Here is an 18,145-nt window from a genome sequence, read left to right on the forward strand (position 1 = left end):
CCAACCGGCCACTGCGGAACCCCACTCCCCCGATACGACGCGCGACAAACTCGTCACTTTCTGTAACTGTTATCTCACGCGGCGGCGGGGTTCAACCCTCAGGGATCAGATCTTGGACGACCCTGACGATCGGCAGGTCGGCGGGCAGCCACGCTATGTCGTAGAGCTCGTCAGGGGCCAGCCAGCGGAGCGCCAAATGTTCGTGGGGGTGGGGCACTCCGGAAACCAGCCGAGCCAGCCAGACGCGCATGACGTAACCGGGGCTGAGGGGCCAGTCGCCGCCGATGCGGTCGCCGACCGCGATGCCGACGCCGAGTTCCTCCTGGCACTCGCGAATCAGCGCCTCGTGATCGCTCTCGCCGGGGTCGACCTTGCCGCCGGGGAATTCCCATCCGCCGGCCATCGCCGGAGGACCGGCGCGCTGGGCGGCCAGCAGTCTGCCCCCTTCGACGATGGCCGCCGCCACAACAATCTTCTCCATGCGGGTAAAGACTAAGGAGTCCGCCGCCGATTCGGCGCTCGGAAGCCCCTGATGCCCGAAAGGTGAAGGGTTACCCCGGTCGCGCTTCAGGTGATCGCCGGCCGCGCGACCCCCGTCCCCGAGCCTGCTCCCCAAGACGTGAGACTTGACTCTCACAATATGTGAGAGGAAACTCTCACAATATGGAGACAGGCAACCGGCTGGGCGATATCGAGATCACCGATCCGAAGGCGATGCGGGCCCTGGCACATCCGGTGCGGCTGGCGATCCTCGAGCGCCTGCAGCGGCACGGGCCGGCGACGGCGACGCAACTCGCGCCCGACGTGGGAGCGACCCCGTCGGTGACGAGCTGGCATCTGCGGCATCTGGCGGGCTTCGGCCTGGTCCGCGACGCCGAACCCGGCCCGGACCGTCGCCAGCGGCGGTGGGAGGCGGTGGCGCGCGGCTTCCGGTTCGAGACGCCGGAAGATCCCGACGATGAGGAGGGCACGTCGGCCGCGCGGGTCCTGTCCCGGGAGATGTTCCTGCGATCCGGAGCCCTGCCGAACCGGTGGGCCGCCGAGATCGAGCCCGACCTCGAACCGGCGTGGCGACGGCTCGCGGGTCTGGCCGACACCCGCGTCGTCGTCTCCGCCCATGAACTCGCCGCCATCGAGGACGCGATCGAGCGCGTCCTCGCGCCCTACGTGACGCGTGACGCGGCCGCGCGGCCGGCCGACGGCCGTGGCGTCCGGCTGCTGCGTTACGTCCTGCCGGAGGGCGCCGGGGAGTGGACCGGTGGGACGTCATGAGCGCCGCGGACCAGGCCGTGGCCGTATCACTGTGGCGTGATCGGCGGTTCCGTCGTTTCTGGGCCGGCCAGTCCGTCTCGCAGTTCGGCGACCGGATCACCGAACTGGCCCTGCCGCTGATCGCCGTGGGGGCGCTGCACGCCTCGGCCGACCAGGTGGCGTGGCTGACCGCGCTCATCTGGGCCCCGAACCTGCTCGCGATCGTCCTCGGCGCCTGGGTCGACCAGCGCGCCGGCAAGCGGCGCCTGATGGTTCTCGCGGACCTGGTGCGCGCCGCGGTACTGCTCTCCCTTCCGGCCGCCTATCTGCTGGGGGCGGTGACGCTGAGTCATCTGTACGCCGTGGCGTTGCTGACCGGCGCCGCAGGGGTGCTGTTCAATACCGCCTACTCGCCGTTCTTCGCCCATTTGGTGCCCCGGTCGTCCTACGTCGACGCGAACAGCAAGCTCAGCGCCAGCCGGTCCGCGTCGTACGTCGCCGGACCGGCGATCGGTGGTGCTCTGGTCCAGGCGTTGACCGCTCCCGTCGCCATCGTCGTCGACGCCCTGACGTTCCTGGCGTCCGCGGTTCTGGTCGGCCGGGTTTCGATCGACGAACCGCCGGTCGCCCACGACCAGGCGGCGCCCATGCTGCTGCGGCGCGCCAAAGAGGGACTGGCGTTCGTCATCCGTCACCCGGTGCTGCGGGCGGCCCTCGGGTGCGCGGCGACCGTCAACTTCTTCACCTTCGTCGCGGGCAGCGGGCTGATCGTGCTGTTCGCCAGCCGGAACCTCGGACTGACCGCGGGAGTCATCGGCATGGCGTTCGGCATCGGCGCCATCGGCTCGCTCCTCGGCGCGGTGATCGCCCCGAAGATCTCACGAAGGTTCGGCGTGGGCCGCAGCATCGTCGTGGGCGCTGTGTTGTTCCCCGCGCCGATCGCCATCGCCGCCGCCGCGGACGGCCCCCTCTGGGCTCGCGCCGGAGCGTTGGCCCTGGTCGAGTTCCTCTCCGGCGTCGGCGTCATGCTGTTCGACGTCAACCTCAACTCCCTTCAGGCGAACGTGATCCCCGATGGCATGCGCAGTCGGGTGGCCGGCGCGTTCAGCACCATCAATTACGGCGTACGCCCTGTGGGCGCCGTCGTCGGCGGCCTTCTCGCCACCCTCGTCGGCCTGCGGGCGACCCTCCTGATCGCCGCCGTCGGCGGAGCGCTTTCGCTGCTCTGGCTGCTGCCCTCGCCGATACCGCGCATCCGCTCCTTGACCTCCGGCGATCCGGTGACTCCGGACAGGCGACACGGACGCGGACGCACGACCAATCCGCTTTCTTCCTCACTTCCCTGATGAACAGCGCAAAATTGCTCATAAGACTTCACAAATCGACTAAATCATCATAAAGGCCTACAGGCACGAGCCAGCAGAATACGGATTTCCCGTACGTCGCCCACCGCATTCCTTCACTATTGCTCGGGACACGAGAAGAGAACCGTCGCAAGGAGCAATGCGTGGATTCCGACGTCGATGAGGTGCTGGTCGCCGACATCGCCAGGACGATGGTCGCGGAGGTGCGACCGGCCGAGTTGCCGACGTTCAGGGCGGTGAGCAAAGCGTATTTCGCCGATCCCGCGCGTTCGCTGGCGGGCGGGAACGGCGGGGGCGGGCCATTGCGCATAGGCGACACCGGCATCGTGCTGCTGCTGACGCCGGTGGCGCTCGCCGCGGCGACCGAAGTGGCGCAATACCTGTTCAGTGAGACGATCCGACCTTCGGTCAGACGTGGCGGGGCCGCGATACGACGACTCTTCCGTGGCGCGGGCACGGCCGCCGAACCGGCCGAGGTGCCTGTCGAACTGACCGGCGAGCAATGGGCGCAGGTCCACCGGATCGTCGTGGACGTGGCACACCGGTGCGGCGTCGAGCACGATATGGCACAGGTCATGGCCGATGCCGTGGTCGGCGCGGGCCGGCGCGCGGGCTCGATCGACCCGCGATGACCACTGCGGCCGCGCCCGGCCGGCCGGCCGGGCATCCGGGTCCGGCACGGCATTCGAGAGGGCGGCCCCATCCGGCACCGCCAGGGACGACCGTCCTGTTCGGCCTTCTGATCAGCACCGTCCTGGTCACCAGTTCGATCATCTACATGTTCCTGTGGACCCTCGTGGTGCCCGCGAACGGTGTACGCATGGGGACGGTCATGCGGGCCTGCTTCGCCAAAGAATCAGCACTACAGTCGCTACCGGATACTGCGGAGAACATTTCCCGGTACGCGGACGCTGTGAGGCGGATCGCCGAATGCGTGCGCCCGACCTACCTCGACCAGATCTCGTGGGGCGTGTACGGCACGGGAGTGCTGTTCGGTGTGGCGGCCCTGATCTACTGGGCCTATCCGCTCTGGTTCGTGCGCAGGCGCGCCCTGACCCCGATACTCCGCGAGGACTGCCCCGAACTGGCCGACTACTTGGCCGAGTTGTCCAGGTCCGCCGGGCTGGACAGGGCGCCGGTGTTCCTGCTGGCTCCGTACGCCGCCACGTCGGGCGGGCTGGCCTTCGGCCGGGTCCGGCGGCGTTACGTGCAACTCGACGCGGGGCTGGTGGCCGGCTACACCACCGATCGTGCGAGGTTCCGGGCCGTGGTGCTGCACGAGCTGGCCCACCTGCGCAACCGGGACGTCGACACCACGTATCTGACGATGGCGATCTGGTGGTCGTTCGTCGCCCTCGCGCTGGCGCCGATGGTGGCGGTGAGCGTCCACCCCCTGCTGTTCAGGGCGCCGCTGCAGTGGCGGTTCCCCGGCGTCGGCTCCTCGATCAGCTTCGGGCTGGTGGCGCCGGTGCTGGTCGGCCTGGTGTACCTGACCCGCAACGCGATCCTGCGCGTCAGGGAGCTCCATGCCGACGCCCGCGTCACCGAGAGCGCCGCCGACGGCCACGAGGGCACGTCGCCCGCGCTCCGGGCACTGGTGAACGAGCTGAAGCCGCCGGGCCGATGGCGGGCCGCGTTCGGGACCCACCCCCACCCCCGGCGGCGGATCCACGCGATCGACGACCCCGCGGCCATGCTGGCGCCCAGGCTGTGGCAGCCGTTCGCCGCGGGGCTGGCCACCGCGATGATCAGCGTGAATCTGCGTTACATCCTCCTGCAGGCACTGCCCACCCCGGCCGTCTTCGCCACCGTCTGCACCGGCGTGATCTGTGTGCTCGGCCTGGCCGGTCCGCTGGTGGTGACGGTGTGGCGAGCGGCCGTCCACGCCCCGGACCGTCGCGTTCCTCCGCGGCCGCTCCTTGCGATGGCGGCCATGCTGGTCGCGGGGGTTCTGCTCGGCGAACAACTGTCCTGGCTGTCGATCTACACGCAGTGGACGCAGCTGACCTCCCGTGGCGCCGCGACGCTGCTGGTCACGACGGTGTTGTTGCTCTTCGGCGCGGTGACGCTGGCCGTCTGGACCTCATCGGTGGCACGGGCCGTGCTGAGCTCCGCGACGGGCGGCCCTCGGCGGGCTCTGCCCGCCGTCGTCGCCGGGGGCACCGCCGCGTTCGCCGTGTGGTTCGGGGTATGGATCGCCTGGCACGACACCCAGGAACTGCTCTCCTCCGGCCTTCTCGACCTCACGGCGCTCGCGCGGACGGGTGTTCCGGGCTGGTACCTGACCGTCACGCAGTGGGTCACGTATGCGAACCAGGCGCTCCTCTATCTGATCTACAACTCGCTGACCCTGCCCACCTTGGCCCTGCTCTGGCTCGTGCCGATCATGGTCTCCGCCCACCGGCGAAGATCACACGTGCACGCTCGGCCTCACCCGTACCGGATCGGCAGTGCCCTGGCGTGCGGTCTCGCCGGGGCCGCGCTGTTCACCGCGGCCGGCGCCGTCCTGGTGTACGCGCTGAAGAACGGTGTGCCGATCGCGGCGAGACGCGACGTCGAGCGGTTCCCCTACCTGGTCTACGCCAACTTCGTCGCCCTGGCCGTGGCGGCTCAGGCCGCGGTCGCCTTGCTCGTCTCCGCGCGTTCCCTGCGGCACCGTCCCGTGCTCGTACCGCTCGCGGTCATGGTCACCGGCCTGCTCTCCACCGCCGTCATGCAACTGGGCCTGAACACCCTGAGCCGGTGCGTCGACCTGTACGACAGCAGGCCACAACCGTGCTTCCGGGTGCCCGACGTGGTCTTCACCACCAACACGGTGCACGTCGTCATGGTCGCGGGGGTGGTCGCCGCCGTGCCCGCGGCACTGCTCGGAGCCCTGGTGCGAGCACTGCTCGACCGCCTGCGCCCGCCCCGGGCGAAGATCGGCCACCGCTTCCACGGCAGCCGGCGCTCCGCCATGCGGGACGCTTCCGCCGACGTCGTGACGCTGGTCATGGTGATCCTGATCGTGGCGGCACTCCTGGAGGCGCCGTACGCCTCCTCGATGTGGATCGGTTGAACCCGGCCTGACCTGAAGGCCCTTGAGGCACTGGCGGTGAACCCGGCAGAGCTCGTAGCGGCCCTGTGGGCCCTTCCGGGCCTTCATCAGGCCGACCCGCGGCCGGGGCGGCGTCCGTCGGGCCGGGGCGTCGGGCCGCGGGCCGGGGTTTCGGCTAGGTGACGCCGAGGCGTTTGAGCTGGCCCTGGACGTCGGAGTTCTGCAGAGGGCGGGTGTAGCCGACGATGTTGGGGCGGTCGCGGTAGGTGGTGACCTTGATCGGACCGCAGAGGGTGCACCGCGCCTCGATCATCTTGCCCGGCGAGACGACCATTCCGACGTGCCCGGGACTGCTGGCGGAGGTGCCCGGACCGGCGTTGAAGAAGACCAGGTCACCGGCCTGCTCGGCCCCCTTGTCGATCTTCACGCCGAACGGCCACTGGCCGAAGGTGGTGCGCGGGATGGACAGCCCGGCGGACCGGTAGGCCATGTAGATGATCCCTGAGCAGTCGAACCCGGCCGGCCCGGTGCCGCCCCAGCGGTACGGCTTTCCGCGCTGGGCGAGAGCGTAGGTGAGGATCTTCTTCACGACGTCGTCCGGGGCCGCCTCCACGATCGGGGTGTCGCAGGCCGGGTCGGCCTCGGGAGGCAGGTCGAGCGTGCCGTCCGTCGCGTAACGCCGGGCGATCTCCAGCACCTGCTCGACGTACCACATGGCGTGGTTGTAGACGAAGAGCGCGCGCTTGAGGTCACCCGGGGCGCCGTTGCGCTTGAGCATCTTGGCGGCGCCGAGGATGGCGTCGGCCGGGTTGTAGACGTCCCCCCAGCCGTCCCCGTCGCCGTCGGCGGCGTACCCGTTGAACTTGGACGAGACCTTGATCTTGGCCTTGCCGCCCCAGGTGCTGATCAGGAACTGCATGGGGCCCGCGGCGCCCGCGTAGTTGGTCCCGCTCTTCACTCCCGCGAGGTTGGACCGGCCGTGGTCGGTCTCGCGCTTGCCGACGGCCGCGAGCACCGTCCACTGGACGCCGATCTTCTTGCCGTGCTTCTTGTAAAGCTGCAGGTAGTCCGAGGGGATGTCGGACTGCGCGGTGTTCGAGACGTTCGTCACGTTGATGACGTCGCCGTCCTCGCAGTCGGTGGTCATGCCGCTGCCGCCGCCGAGAAAGGAGGGGAAGGTGCTCATCAGCATGGGCGCCATGACGAGCGTGATCATGACCACTCCGGCCAGCCCGAGAAGCAGCGCGATGCGCACCCGCGAGGTCACTGCGTGGTCTCCCCACCGGTGTCCCCGTCCTGCCCGGCGTCGGCGGGCTGCAGGTCGAACACCCGCCACTCGGCGCCCACCTGGGTGAGGGTGACCGCGTAGTCGGCGCTGCGGTCCTTCGGCCCGCTCTTGGCGGTGATCTGCTGGGCGGCCGTCACCACGAGCACGATCGAGTCGGCGGCGATGTCCCTGATCGACTTGAGCCGTCCCGTGCCCTGCGAGACGACCTCGTCGGCGCGGTTCTGCTCGACGGTGGCCGGCGTGGTGACGTCACGGGCGAGGATCGTGCCCAGCTCGGTCGTGGTGAAGCCCTTCAGGCGCTCGGCGTAGGAGGCGGGGTCCTCGTCGTACCGGTAGGTCGCGTAGGAGGCCGCGAACCGCTGCGCGGTGTCGGCCGCCTGGGCGATCTGCTCGCGGGAGAGCGGCAGGTAACCGTAGATGTCGAACGTGCCCGGCGTGATCGCGGGCGCCGGCGAGGACCCCGAGGACGGAGGCGCCGCGGAGGGCGTGGAGACCGCCGCGCCCCGCGGCGGCGGACCGTCGCCTCCGGAGGCCGGGCGCATCGACAGGTAGATGCCCACGGCCGCCAGGGCGACGACGACGCCGACGAAGACGAGACCTCGCCGGTCGTTCACCTGCGCCATCGTCAGCCCTCGTCGCCGTCGGCCGGGCGCAGCCAGAACGGCGCGGACCCGTCATCGGCGCCCCCCGCGCTGGAGCGGGGAGGCAGCCACAACGGCGGGGCCTCCGACCGGCCGCTGTCCGACCGGCCGCCCCCCGACGACCGCCCGGACGAACCGCCGGACGAGCGGGCGGGCGAACCGCCGCCGAACAGACCGCCCGACGATCCCCCGGACGACCTCGGCGAACCACCGGACGAGCGGCCGGAGGAGCCGCCGCCGAACAGACCGCCTGAGGAACGACTCGACGAGCCGCCGCCACCGCCACCGAACAGGCCACCCGACGAACCGCCCGACGACCTCGGCGAACCACCGGAGGATCCGCCCGACGAACGGCCGGAGGAACCTCCGCCCGACAGGCCGCGAGGACCGCCGGCCGTGGAGCGCGCGGCGCGCGGCGCCGACCCCTCAGACCGGCGGGACGAGCCACCCGACGAACTCCCCGACGACCCGCCGGAGGAGCCGCCCGCGGCGGTGGACCGGGACGCCCACCCGCCGCCGGACCTGCCGCCGAACCAGCCGCCCGCGGAGCCGCCGCCACCGGAGGCCGACGAGCCGCCCGCTCCGCCGCCGGAGCCCGTGCCGGTGCGCGTCGGCGGACGGGGGCTCGCGCCGTTTCCGCCGCCCGCGCGTCCCGAACCGCCCATGCGTCCCGACAGGTTGAGCGGCGGCGCCGCCCCAGGACGGGGGATGGCGGTGCCGCGCCCGGCCGCCTTGCGCCGCGCGCCGGCCTGCCCGTCGGCGTCCAGCGGAACGGGTTGCCCGCCGGCCTGTGCGCGGGCGCCCTGCTGCTGCCCGGCGCCGGCGCCGGTGTCCTCGCCTCTGACCCTGCCCTGGGCGACCCCGGAGGCGGCCGCCGCCGCGGCGCCTCCCCCGGCCATGGCCGCCGCGTTGATGACCGGCTCGGCCTTGCGCAGGCCCCAGCGGCCCATGCGGGCCGCGGCCACCGGCGGCAGAGCGTTCGCGGCGCGCGACAGGGTCGGCGCGGAGGCCGCCTCGCCGAGCATCCGCGTGGTGAGCGTGTGCCCGTCCATGGACGCGAACAGGTGCTGGAAGGGACGCCGGTAGAAGAAGACGGCGATCGTCAGGAGCGCGATGAACATGATCTGCATGCCCCACGGAAGGTCCGTGGAGATGATCAGGGCATAGCCGTACACGAGCACCCCGAGCACCAGGGCCAGCACCGCCTGCCTCAGCAGCGTGCCGATGAGCATCTCGACCCAGCGCATCGCGATGATGCGCCCCGAACCGGGATGCACGCCGATCAGCAGGAACACCGGACCGAGGATGAGCAGCAGCAGGAACCCGATCTTCAGCGCGATGAGCGACACCGCCACCAGGAAGATCAGCACACCGGCGACCATGGCGGCCATGAGCGCGCCGATGGCGATGCTGAGCCGCGTCGTCCAGTCTTTGCCCTGGAAGAGGAAGAACATCGAGGTGCTCTCGAGCGGCTTGGCGACCTCTTCCTCGTACCGCTTCTGGTGGGAGCCGGACGCCTGCCTCTGCCCGGAGTTCTGTTCCTGCAGGTCGGTGGCCTGGATGTCCAGGAGTTTCGGCGCCATGACCTCCACCACCTTGGCCTGGGGGTCGGCGGTGCCGAACTCGCCCATCAGCCACGGCTTGCAGACGAGCGTGGACCACAGCGCGTCGGCGTTCTGGTCGACGCCCGGGGTGCCGCTCTGGCCGTAGCCGCCGGGCCCGGCCTTGGGGTTGGTCTGCCCCTTGGTGGGCAGGCAGGAGGCGCCGCCCGCGCCGGGCAGCCCGCTGAACGCCGAGTTGACGACCTCGGCGGTCTTGTCGGTCACGGTCTTGCCCAGGCCGGTGAAGTCGCCGGGGCGGCTGAAGAACCACACGGCGACCGTGACGGCGAGGATCATCCAGATGACGCCCTCGGCCGTGGTGCTGGCGCGTTTGCGGATCAGCCCGTACCAGGCGAGCCAGACGGCCCCGAGCAGGACGATCACCCGCAGGTACGGCCAGTACATGGCGTCGGCGAGGTTGATGACGATGTCGTCCACCACGTCCTTGATGGACTGGAGCGGCCCTTCGGTGGCCGCCGCCTGGTAGGTGGTGATCGTCATGCGGTCGATGTCCTTGGCCCAGGAGAACACCGAGTTGGCCCAGGCGTTGCCCAGCACCGCCGCGACGTCGTTGCAGCCCAGGCCGTAGGTGTGCCAGAACTGGCCGGCCATGCCGTACCGGTCGTAGTTGGTGACCGGCTCGGGGACCGCCGTCTTGCCCACGGTCGCGGACGTCCCGCCTTGCGCCCCCTGAGGAGCGCCTGTGACGGCGCTCCGCGCGGCGGAGGACGTCCCCGCCGCGCTTGAGGCCGAGTCGGGCGGCGGCGGCTTGACCAGGCCGTCCATGCCGCCGCCGACGATCTCAGGGGACAGCTCGGGAGAAAGGTCGCACGGGCCCGCCGCGCCGGCCACGGTCGGCGAGAACGCGATCGGCAGCACGACCACGCCGGCGAGCAACGCCAGGATCAGCACGATCCTGCGCCGCAGCCTCCTGCCCCGCGTGACCTCCCGCGCCGCGCCCCCGCGCCGCCCGGACGCCCTCGCCGCGCCCGCACGCCACACGGACGCCCGTCTCCCGCCCACGCTCCCTAGAGACGTCTGTGCCCCGCCGGAACTCCACGAAGACGCCCGCTCCCCCGCCGCACGCCACGCGGACACGGACGCCCGGGCCAGGCCCGCGCGCCATGCCGACGCTCTCGCCGCGCCCGCACGCCACACGGACGTCCCGCCGCGGCTTCCAAGGTGACTCATGACCGCACCTCCTGCGCAGCTCCCGGCCTGCTCGACCGCCCACGAGGATCATGCATGCCCTCGCCGGGTTTGTCGTGGGTCGGATTGGTGTCCAGCCAGCGCAGCAGGTCCTCGGAGATGAGGTCCACCCCGATGCGGCCCGCGCGGCCGTCCAGATCGCGGAAGATGCATTCGCCGTTGCCCAGCGCCCGCAACGCCCCCTTGTGCTCCTCGGACGGCTCGACGCCGAGCAGCGCCATCACGTGGTCCACCTCGACGCGCTCGGTCGAGCGGAAGGCGAACACCGAGGAGAGACAGTTGGTGACCTGCTCGCTGAGCAGGTCACCCGCGTTCTGCGAGACCAGCACCAGCGCGGTGTTCCTGGACCGGCCCATGCGCGAGACCTCGGGCACGAGCTTGGCGCCCTCGGGCGTCGAGGTGATCGCCCACGCCTCGTCCAGGAAGATCACCTTGGGCGAGCGGCGGTCGAGACCGTTCATCAGCCGCCGGGCGAACTGCGACACCAGGTAGAGCAGGGCCACCGACAGGCGCTGCTCGTAGGAGTAGTCGTCCCGGGCCGTGGCGACGTCGGGAAGGGTCAGCCCGCCGAGGGTGAACACCGTGGTCCACCCCTCGGTGTCGATCTGCTCGCCCCCGGAGGGGTCGAAGCACAGGCGGGCGAGATGCATCTCGGCCATGGACCGCAGCACCGCGCCGAGGTTCCTGGACGCGGCGTCCTCGGCCTGCTCCAGATGGTCGACCACCTTGCCCAGCGACGGGTCGGGCCCGTTGGACACCGTGGAGACGGCCTGGATCATCGCCGACTCGCGCTCCTCCGACATGCGCGGCAGCAGCAGCCGCAGCGTCTCGGTGGCCATGGTCTTCTTGGCCGCGATGTCGTCGCCGAAGGAGAAGGGGTCGAGCAGGCCCGGCGCCGCCGAGCCCAGCGGGATGATGCGCGCCTTGCGCCCGCGCTTCTGCAGCAGCTGCACCAGCGACTCGGCGTCACCCTTGGGGTCGATGACCGCGACGGTGACCCCGCGCAGCGCCATCTGGTAGATCAGCAGCAGCGCCAGGGTCGTCTTGCCGCCGCCCGGCTCGCCGGTGATGGCGATGGCCGTCGGCCGGTTGCGCGTCGCGGCCACCAGCGGGTCGAAGTGGACGATCGACCGCGCCCGCCCCAGCGTCTCGCCGATGTACGGCCCGGCCCACCCGGCGCCGGTCTCGTCGATGCGGTCGCCGAGATCGACGGTGGCCGTCGCCATGCCGCCCGCGATCGTGCGCAGCGGCTGCCGCTGGGCGTAGGCGTTGACCCGCACCCGCTCACCCGGCAGCGCCTCGCAGAACAGCGAGAACTGGTCGCCCGTGGAGTTGACGATGTCGATGCCCATGTCGCGGTAGTGCTCCACGACCGCCTCGACCCGCTGCAGGCAGATCTCCTGGGTCGGCGCGGCCACGATCAGCCGGTGCCACCCATAAACGAACGGCAAGCGCTCCTTGGTGATGCCGTGTTCCAGCATGCGGGCCGCGTCGATCTGCTCCGCCAGGGCGATCGGCGCCTCGGCGCCCGCCTCGCGGATGTGGATGTCCATGTCGCGGGCGTGCGCCAGCTTGCGTGCCACGTCCTTGCTGGCCTTGGTGGGCGGGATCAGCCGCATGCGCGAGCTGACCTCGACGGGAAACGGTAACTGGTCCATGAAGTGCAGCCACGGCTCGCCGTCGGGGAACGGCATCAGGTCGGGGAACCTCGCGAACGACAGATGGGCCACGTAGGAGTCGCCCTCGGGCTGCTCGACGCGCAGGAACGACCGCCCGTTGTGGATCTGGCCCTCGACCAGGGACTCGACCTCGCCCTTGCCCCACCGCCTGGACGGGGTGGCCGACGACGGCGGGTCGCCGAGCGAACCGGAGGCGGCGTGCCGGAACAGCCAGGCGATCTCGCCGGAGCTCGCGTGACGCGCGTACAGGGCGCTGGAGCCGAGGGCGCGACCCAGACGCTCGGCCTGGCCGGTCCACTTGTCGATCTCGGCGTCGGGGACGTGGTCGTCCTCCAGGCCCAGGCTCTTCTCGCCGCGCTGGTAGTAGCCGAAGAGCTGGGCCAGCACGCCGGTGCCGAGCTGCGCGCCCCGCGGGCCGAGCCGCACGCCGAGGTAGACCTCCTTGGTCCAGAAGTCCTTGGCCCAGACGTGGCGGTACATCTCCTCCAGATAGTCGCGCCAGCCCTCGCCCTCGTCGGAGGTCGCGTTCAGCGCCATCGCCCACTCGGCGGCGGGATAGGCCCTGTGGGCCACCCGCAGATGAACCTCGGCGTCGGTCATGCGGATCGCGGCCAGGGCGATGGTGATGTTGGTGGCCAGCGCCTCCCGCTCTTCCGCGGTCACGAACTCGTAGCTGACCGTGGGAAGCCGGAAATACGCCCATGCCGACGTGTCGGTGAGGAGGATCCGATCGTCGAAGTAGCGTACGGCCAGCCTGCTCCTCGACCGCGACGATCTGCCCATCAGGCGGATCGCTCCCCGCACCGCACTGGCTTGCTGGTCACTGAGCCACTTCCTCCTCGCTCGGGCGGCTCGCCACCGCCAGGCCGCTTGCCACAACTCCCGCGAGGGCGACGTACGCCCTGCGTCCTCCGGCCCGCAGATGCGCGAGCTGCACCGGCTCGGCGCGCCCGGGGGCCAGCTCGTCCTCCCACGGGACGCGGACGATGGCGCGGCAGCGGCCGCGGGCCACCGCCTCCGCCTGCTCCACCCCGGCCATGCTGCGCCGGCTGACGCCGTTGATCACCATGACCGCCCGCCGCCGCAGCTCGGTGGAGCCGTGCCCGTCGAGCCAGTCGAAGGTCATCGCGACCGCGTCCGGGGCGTCCTCGCTCGCGGGGGCCACCAGCACGAGCTGGTCGGCGTACGAGAGCATGCGCGCGGCCATCGAGGCGGCGGGGTCGACCAGGATCAGCCGGTAATGCCGGTCGAGGGCCCGCATGGCGTGCGCGAGGCGCTCGTCGGAGAACAGCCCGCGGTCGGCGAGCCGCCGTCCCGCCGCCGCGTCGGAGTCGGAGCCGACGACCTCCAGGCCCGACTCGCAGCGCGTCGTGTACGCCCGCATGCTCAGGTAGCCGCTCACACCGTCGAGCCCGGCGAGCAGCGAGGTCAGCGTCTCGGGCGAGTCGGTCGCGATGCGGCCGGTCAGCGTGTGGTCGCCGGTGTTGGCGTCGACGGCGAGCACGCGGTCTTCGCGGTAGCGGGCCAGGGTGTGGCCCAGCATCAGCGTGGTCGTGGTCTGGCCCGCGCCCCCGGTGCAGCCGAGCACGACGATGCGGCGGCTCCCGGCCAGGACCGTGCGGGCCCTGGCCTCGTCCATCTCGATGCCGTCGTTGCGGTTCGGACCGCCGCCGCCGACCACCACCTGGGCGAGCCGGCGCCAGCCTCCGGACTGGTCGCGTCCGACGACCGACTCGACGCGGCGTACGCGCGGCTCATCGCCCGGACGGGGCACCGGCACCGGGACCGAAGGCGCCGCCGGATCGGCGGTCGCGCCGCCCGGGCCCGTGGGCACCGCGCGGATGGACAGCGGCGGCGCCCCCTGCTCGCGGGCCGCCGGCCGCACGGGCGCCCGCGGCACGGCGGGCCTGGCCACGTCCGGCCTCGGCACGTCACGCCCGGCACCGCCCGCCCCCTCGGACGAAACGGTGCGGGAGGTACGCGCCTCAGAAGCCTCAGCACGCACGACCGGCACCTCGGAAGGCTCAGCACGGGAAGGCGAAGGCTCAGGCGGGCGGGTGCGCGAGATCGAGGTCTCGGCGGGCTTGGTACGCGACACCGGCCAGACGGTGCGGGCCTCGGGGAGCCGGCTCTGCGAGGTGGCCGCGCGGGGCGGCTGTCCCTTGCGGTGCTGCTCGCGGACATCGGATTCTTCGGCCCCGGCGCGCACACCGGTCACCGTCTCGAGCGCGCCCGGCCCGACGCGAGGCTCGGGCACAGAGCGCTCGGCCTCGGGCACAGAGCGCTCGGCCTCGGGCACAGAGCGCTCGGCCTCGGGCACAGAGCGGCCGGTCTCGGGCACAGAGCGCTCGGTCTCCGGCACAGGACGGCCGGTCTCTGGCACAGAAGGGCCGGCCCCGGCCGCAGAGGGCTCGGGCGCGGCGGCGGAGCGCGCGGGGGCGGCAGCGGAGCGCTCAGGCTCGTGCGCAGAGGGCGCGGGCTCGGAGGCCACCGGTTCGGCCTCGGCCGCCCGCCGCTCGTTCGCCTGACCGTCCGCCGGAAGGGCCCCGCTAGCCGGGACGGTTCCGCCCGCTGACGCGGTTCTGGTCTCTGGGGCGGTCTTGGTCTCCGGGGCGGTTCCTGCCGCCGGAACGGCCCCGCCCGCCGGGGCGGTTCCGGCCGCCGCGCTGCGGCTCTCGGCGGAGGCCGCGAGCCTGCGCAGGCGGCGCAACGCCTCGGTGCCGATCGGCGGCGGGGTCGCCGCGAGCCCCGTCCGGGAACGCTCGGACGCCGGCGGTTCGGCAGCGGGGTCGCGCGACAGACCCCGCGGCTCAGCGCTCCGCTCAGGTGACAGGCTTCGCTGCTCGGCGGCACGTTCGGTCGACAGGCCCTGCTCGGTGGTGAGGCGGTCGTGGGACGGCTTGCGCGGGGCGACGAGCCGATCAGGGGAGGGATCGCGCCGGAGGACGACGCGGTCAGGGGTCGAGATGCGGCGCTGGACGGGACCTCCGGCGGAGGCCGCGGCACCTGAGGCGGGCGCGGCGCCGGGAGCAGGCGTCACCGCGCCGGGGGCAGGCGTCGCGCTATCGGGGATGCCCGAGGCGAATGCGGCCGGGCCGGAGGCGGGGGTCGCGGAGCCGGAGGCGCGCGTAACGCCTCCGATGACGGGGGTACCACCACCGGTGACGGGGATCGCACCGCCCGTGACATGGGGCGAGACGTCCGCGACATGGGGCGAGACGCCCGTGATGGACGTCGAGCCGCCCGTGACGGGGGGCGCACTTCCGGCGGCGGGCCTGGCCGGGCCGGAGGGCGGTGGTGCGATCGCGGGGAGGCCCGCGGCAGGCTGGGCGGCGGCGCTCGTCCAGGTGACACGCTGACGTCCGGCCAGGCGGGCCGAAGTCTCGGCGGCCGGAAGCGTCGTCACGGCCGCCGCGGCGGCGGCGACGGCCGGGCGCACCTCGCCCGGGACGACCGCACCGGGACGCGACGCCTGCTTGACCGACGGCATCTGCCGCGCCGGAGCCCACGACGGCATGGCCCTCTTGCGGGGCGCGGTGTGCTTCGGCTTGGCGCGGGCGCCGCGCCTGGCCTTGGACGCGGCCTGGGCGGCCTCGGCCGAGGCCACCCGCGCGGCCTGCGGACCCGACCGCCAGACCTTGGCGGTGAAGACGACCTCGTCGGGCTCGTCGGCGGGCGCCAGCCGGCACCAGGTCTTCGGCTCGCCGAAATACCGGAGCTGAGACTGCAGCAACTCGTTGAGCCGCTTGCTCTCGATCACCGGCCGGGTGGACAGCCACGTCACGATGCCCGGAGGGACCAGGTAGACCACGTGCCAGGGCATCTCCATCGGAACCTGGAGCAGGCGCAGGAGAAGTGACCAGGGGACCAGCACGCCCAAGAACACACCGATCCAGACGATCGGAAGCGGCATCGGCAGCCGAAGGTCGTACAGCTTGTAGAGCCGCTTCTCAATGCGCCAGATATTGGTATAGGTAGGCAGGTCCACCCGATCCTCCTCTCCCTGTCACGGCAACCTGGACGCGCTCATCTGATGCCGAGCGCTCCCGCGATCGCCCTGGCCGTCACCTCGATGACGTTGGGCACGTAGAAGATCACCCCGATCGCCACCGCCAGAATGATGAACTGGACGAATCTGGTGATCTCCCGCGTGAAGAGGAAGAAAATGGCGACAACGGAGACTACGACGAGGAACAACGGGGCGAAGAACCTCCGGAGGAAGTCCGCGAGCCCCGCGGTGTTCACGCCGCCGGTCGGCGGCGCCGACGGCGTCATGACCTCCAGCGCGTTCTCCACGATCATTTTCACTATCAACTCTCGTCCTCCTGCTCATGGTCGCGCTCGCCGGTCGGCCGACCGGTCCGGGATCGTCGCGCTCCCTTGGCCGCTCCCTCGCCTCCCACATCCGCGGCCTCATTCGACGGTCCGCGTCCCGCCGCGAATCTCCTTGACGTACCAGTTGCCGCCTTGCTTCTCCACGGTGAGCCGATAAGCCTGGTCAAGCCCGCCGGTCTCTTCGGCCGAGTCGCCCGAGGTGGCGGCCGGAGAGGGTGCCGCGCCCGGGGCGAACGTCCACTTGACCACCGCGGTGATCTCACGGGTGGCGCCGCCGGGAGGAGCGCTGACGCTCTTCAGCTCGGCCAGCGTGACCTTCCCGTCGAAACCGGCGAGCGTCACACCTTGGACGACATAACGCTGCAATTGGGTCGGATCGCCCGCCGCATAGGCCTTGAAGAAGTTCTCGAGTTGCGGCCTCAGTTCGTTCTCGGCGGTGTCGTCGTGGTCGGCCTGCGGAAGCTGGGGCAGGTTCGCCGGACCGCCCGCGGGCATCAACCCCGGCTGGCCGGAGACGACGAACTTGCCCTCGGAGTAGTAAACAGGCACGGACAATTTCCAGCGCTGTGCACCGGATTGGGCGAAAACCGTTACAACAGCGTTTTGCGCATCACTGACCTCGATGCCGGAAAGCTGGAAATTGCCGGCCGACATTCGCCCGATGCCGTCCCAGCCGAATTGCGTTTCCGCCCCTACCGGAAGAAAAGGCTTCAATCGCTCAGCCCGGTCATCGGGCTTGGAAGCGTCATAATTCAAATATGCGAGTGCGAACTGGCTGGCGAACGCGGTCGCGTCCGCCTCGGGGAAGCCCGTGCCCGTGGGAGCGGCCGGCGCGCCGGTGGGTTGGTCACCCTGCATCATGCGCTCGATCGGCGCGCGGACACCGTTGACGACGATCACGATGATCAACGCCCACAGCACCGCTCTGCCCGTCCACACGAGCCAGCGCCCGCCCCCGCCGGACCACCCGCCGCGGCGTGGCGCACTGCGTCCACGACCCGGCACGGAGTCAAGGTCCGGATCGTAGGGCGAGGGAGGGTACGTCGAATGCTCGGGTTCGCCAGCGGTCCGCAGACCTTGCTGGACGTTTGACCTGCGAGCCATCACGCCTCCGCTCGCGCCGATCCCCCCGGCTGGCGCGGTGTCGTCTTACTATCGATCCTGTTATCCATGGTGAAGTATTCACTTTAGCGGCCTCACCAATTGTTCCAGGAAAGCCACGCCCATGGTGCAGGCATCGCTGTAGCAGACCAAGTCGGTCTTCCTCCGGTTTCAGGAACGCGACTGCCGAGTTCACGCAGGACAGAGTGCACTTGTTCGTCCGCGAGCGTGGACTCACCCCCTCAACGATGTTCGCATTAAGGACAAAGCTCGCACCTGACAAGAAACCACCGTGAATCGGGCATGCCCGGGAGGTATAACCGCTGCTCAGGCAGATGATGGGATCGCGTTTGCCGACCCATGGGGAGAGCGTGAAGTGCCCGCACGCACTGCCTCCCTTCCGCCACGCCGGCCGCGCGGTCGAGCGCACGGCGGCACGATCAAGGCCGGCGGCTCCGGCGGAGCGCATGACCGACCCAAACACTGGAGAGTACGCGGGGCAGGCCGCCCTGTCCGATTACCTGACGGCCATGCCTTGCTATCCGCAGGTCACAGGGTCACGCCCCGTCGGCGGCGTTTGCCTGGGGCGGCCCCGCCCCCGCCGGGCCTCCGCGACGCGGCACCCTCACCGGGGCCGAG

At 71.2% G+C, this 18,145-nt stretch carries 12 protein-coding genes; 4 read left to right on the forward strand and 8 right to left on the reverse strand.

Going from position 1 to position 18,145, the window contains the following annotated elements; translation table 11 throughout:
- Positions 1-91 precede the first annotated feature (91 nt).
- Positions 92-481 (reverse strand): (deoxy)nucleoside triphosphate pyrophosphohydrolase, encoded by a 390-nt coding sequence (locus tag ACFO60_RS17465; protein ID WP_380841405.1) that lies wholly within the window; start codon positions 479-481, stop codon positions 92-94.
- A 182-nt stretch (positions 482-663) separates the two neighbouring features.
- On the opposite strand from ACFO60_RS17465, the gene ACFO60_RS17470 reads away from it, so the two are divergent.
- From ACFO60_RS17470 to ACFO60_RS17485, 4 genes are all read left to right on the forward strand, one after another.
- Complete coding sequence (locus ACFO60_RS17470) at positions 664-1,272, forward strand: ArsR/SmtB family transcription factor (protein WP_380841406.1); 609 nt, start codon at positions 664-666, stop codon at positions 1,270-1,272.
- The gene (locus tag ACFO60_RS17475; protein ID WP_380841407.1) at positions 1,269-2,597 is read left to right on the forward strand and encodes an MFS transporter; all 1,329 of its coding nucleotides are present in this window, start codon (positions 1,269-1,271) and stop codon (positions 2,595-2,597) included. The genes ACFO60_RS17470 and ACFO60_RS17475 overlap by 4 nt, the downstream gene beginning before the upstream one ends.
- A 161-nt stretch (positions 2,598-2,758) precedes the next feature.
- Positions 2,759-3,247, forward strand: coding sequence for a hypothetical protein (locus tag ACFO60_RS17480; RefSeq protein WP_380841408.1), 489 nt, complete (start codon positions 2,759-2,761; stop codon positions 3,245-3,247).
- A complete protein-coding gene (locus ACFO60_RS17485; protein WP_380841409.1) occupies positions 3,244-5,673 on the forward strand; it encodes a M48 family metallopeptidase in 2,430 nt (809 codons plus the stop codon). The genes ACFO60_RS17480 and ACFO60_RS17485 overlap by 4 nt, the downstream gene beginning before the upstream one ends.
- Before the next feature lie 154 nt (positions 5,674-5,827).
- Here ACFO60_RS17485 and ACFO60_RS17490 read toward each other — a convergent pair whose 3' ends face one another.
- The 7 genes from ACFO60_RS17490 to ACFO60_RS17520 form a co-directional block, all read right to left on the reverse strand.
- Positions 5,828-6,919, reverse strand: a complete 1,092-nt coding sequence (locus ACFO60_RS17490; RefSeq protein ID WP_380841411.1) for a C40 family peptidase — start codon at positions 6,917-6,919, stop codon at positions 5,828-5,830.
- Positions 6,916-7,563 carry a hypothetical protein gene (locus tag ACFO60_RS17495; RefSeq protein ID WP_380841413.1) on the reverse strand — a complete coding sequence of 216 codons (648 nt, stop codon included), beginning with the start codon at positions 7,561-7,563 and terminating at the stop codon, positions 6,916-6,918. Before ACFO60_RS17495 ends, ACFO60_RS17490 begins: the two co-directional genes overlap by 4 nt.
- A 2-nt stretch (positions 7,564-7,565) precedes the next feature.
- Positions 7,566-10,205: a hypothetical protein gene (locus ACFO60_RS17500; protein WP_380841414.1), complete on the reverse strand. Its 2,640-nt coding sequence runs from the start codon at positions 10,203-10,205 to the stop codon at positions 7,566-7,568.
- A 164-nt stretch (positions 10,206-10,369) separates the two neighbouring features.
- A complete protein-coding gene (locus tag ACFO60_RS17505; protein ID WP_380841415.1) occupies positions 10,370-12,853 on the reverse strand; it encodes an ATP-binding protein in 2,484 nt (827 codons plus the stop codon).
- 37 nt (positions 12,854-12,890) lie between these two features.
- The gene (locus ACFO60_RS17510; RefSeq protein ID WP_380841416.1) at positions 12,891-16,058 is read right to left on the reverse strand and encodes a TcpE family conjugal transfer membrane protein; all 3,168 of its coding nucleotides are present in this window, start codon (positions 16,056-16,058) and stop codon (positions 12,891-12,893) included.
- A 38-nt stretch (positions 16,059-16,096) separates the two neighbouring features.
- Positions 16,097-16,372, reverse strand: coding sequence for a hypothetical protein (locus tag ACFO60_RS17515; RefSeq protein ID WP_380841417.1), 276 nt, complete (start codon positions 16,370-16,372; stop codon positions 16,097-16,099).
- Between the two features lie 111 nt (positions 16,373-16,483).
- Positions 16,484-17,305: a conjugal transfer protein gene (locus ACFO60_RS17520; protein ID WP_380841468.1), complete on the reverse strand. Its 822-nt coding sequence runs from the start codon at positions 17,303-17,305 to the stop codon at positions 16,484-16,486.
- Positions 17,306-18,145 lie beyond the last annotated feature (840 nt).

It is taken from the genome of Sphaerisporangium dianthi, from assembly GCF_042654065.1.
Classification (GTDB): Bacteria; Actinomycetota; Actinomycetes; order Streptosporangiales; family Streptosporangiaceae; genus Sphaerisporangium; species Sphaerisporangium dianthi.

Excerpts from the sequence above, each read along its gene's own strand:
- ACFO60_RS17465 (WP_380841405.1), bottom strand. The coding sequence starts at position 481 with ATGGAGAAGATTGTTGTGGCGGCGGCCATCGTCGAAGGGGGCAGACTG.
- ACFO60_RS17470 (WP_380841406.1), top strand. The coding sequence starts at position 664 with ATGGAGACAGGCAACCGGCTGGGCGATATCGAGATCACCGATCCGAAG.
- ACFO60_RS17475 (WP_380841407.1), top strand. The coding sequence starts at position 1,269 with ATGAGCGCCGCGGACCAGGCCGTGGCCGTATCACTGTGGCGTGATCGG.
- ACFO60_RS17485 (WP_380841409.1), top strand. The coding sequence starts at position 3,244 with ATGACCACTGCGGCCGCGCCCGGCCGGCCGGCCGGGCATCCGGGTCCG.
- ACFO60_RS17495 (WP_380841413.1), bottom strand. The coding sequence starts at position 7,563 with ATGGCGCAGGTGAACGACCGGCGAGGTCTCGTCTTCGTCGGCGTCGTC.
- ACFO60_RS17505 (WP_380841415.1), bottom strand. The coding sequence starts at position 12,853 with ATGGGCAGATCGTCGCGGTCGAGGAGCAGGCTGGCCGTACGCTACTTC.
- ACFO60_RS17515 (WP_380841417.1), bottom strand. The coding sequence starts at position 16,372 with ATGATCGTGGAGAACGCGCTGGAGGTCATGACGCCGTCGGCGCCGCCG.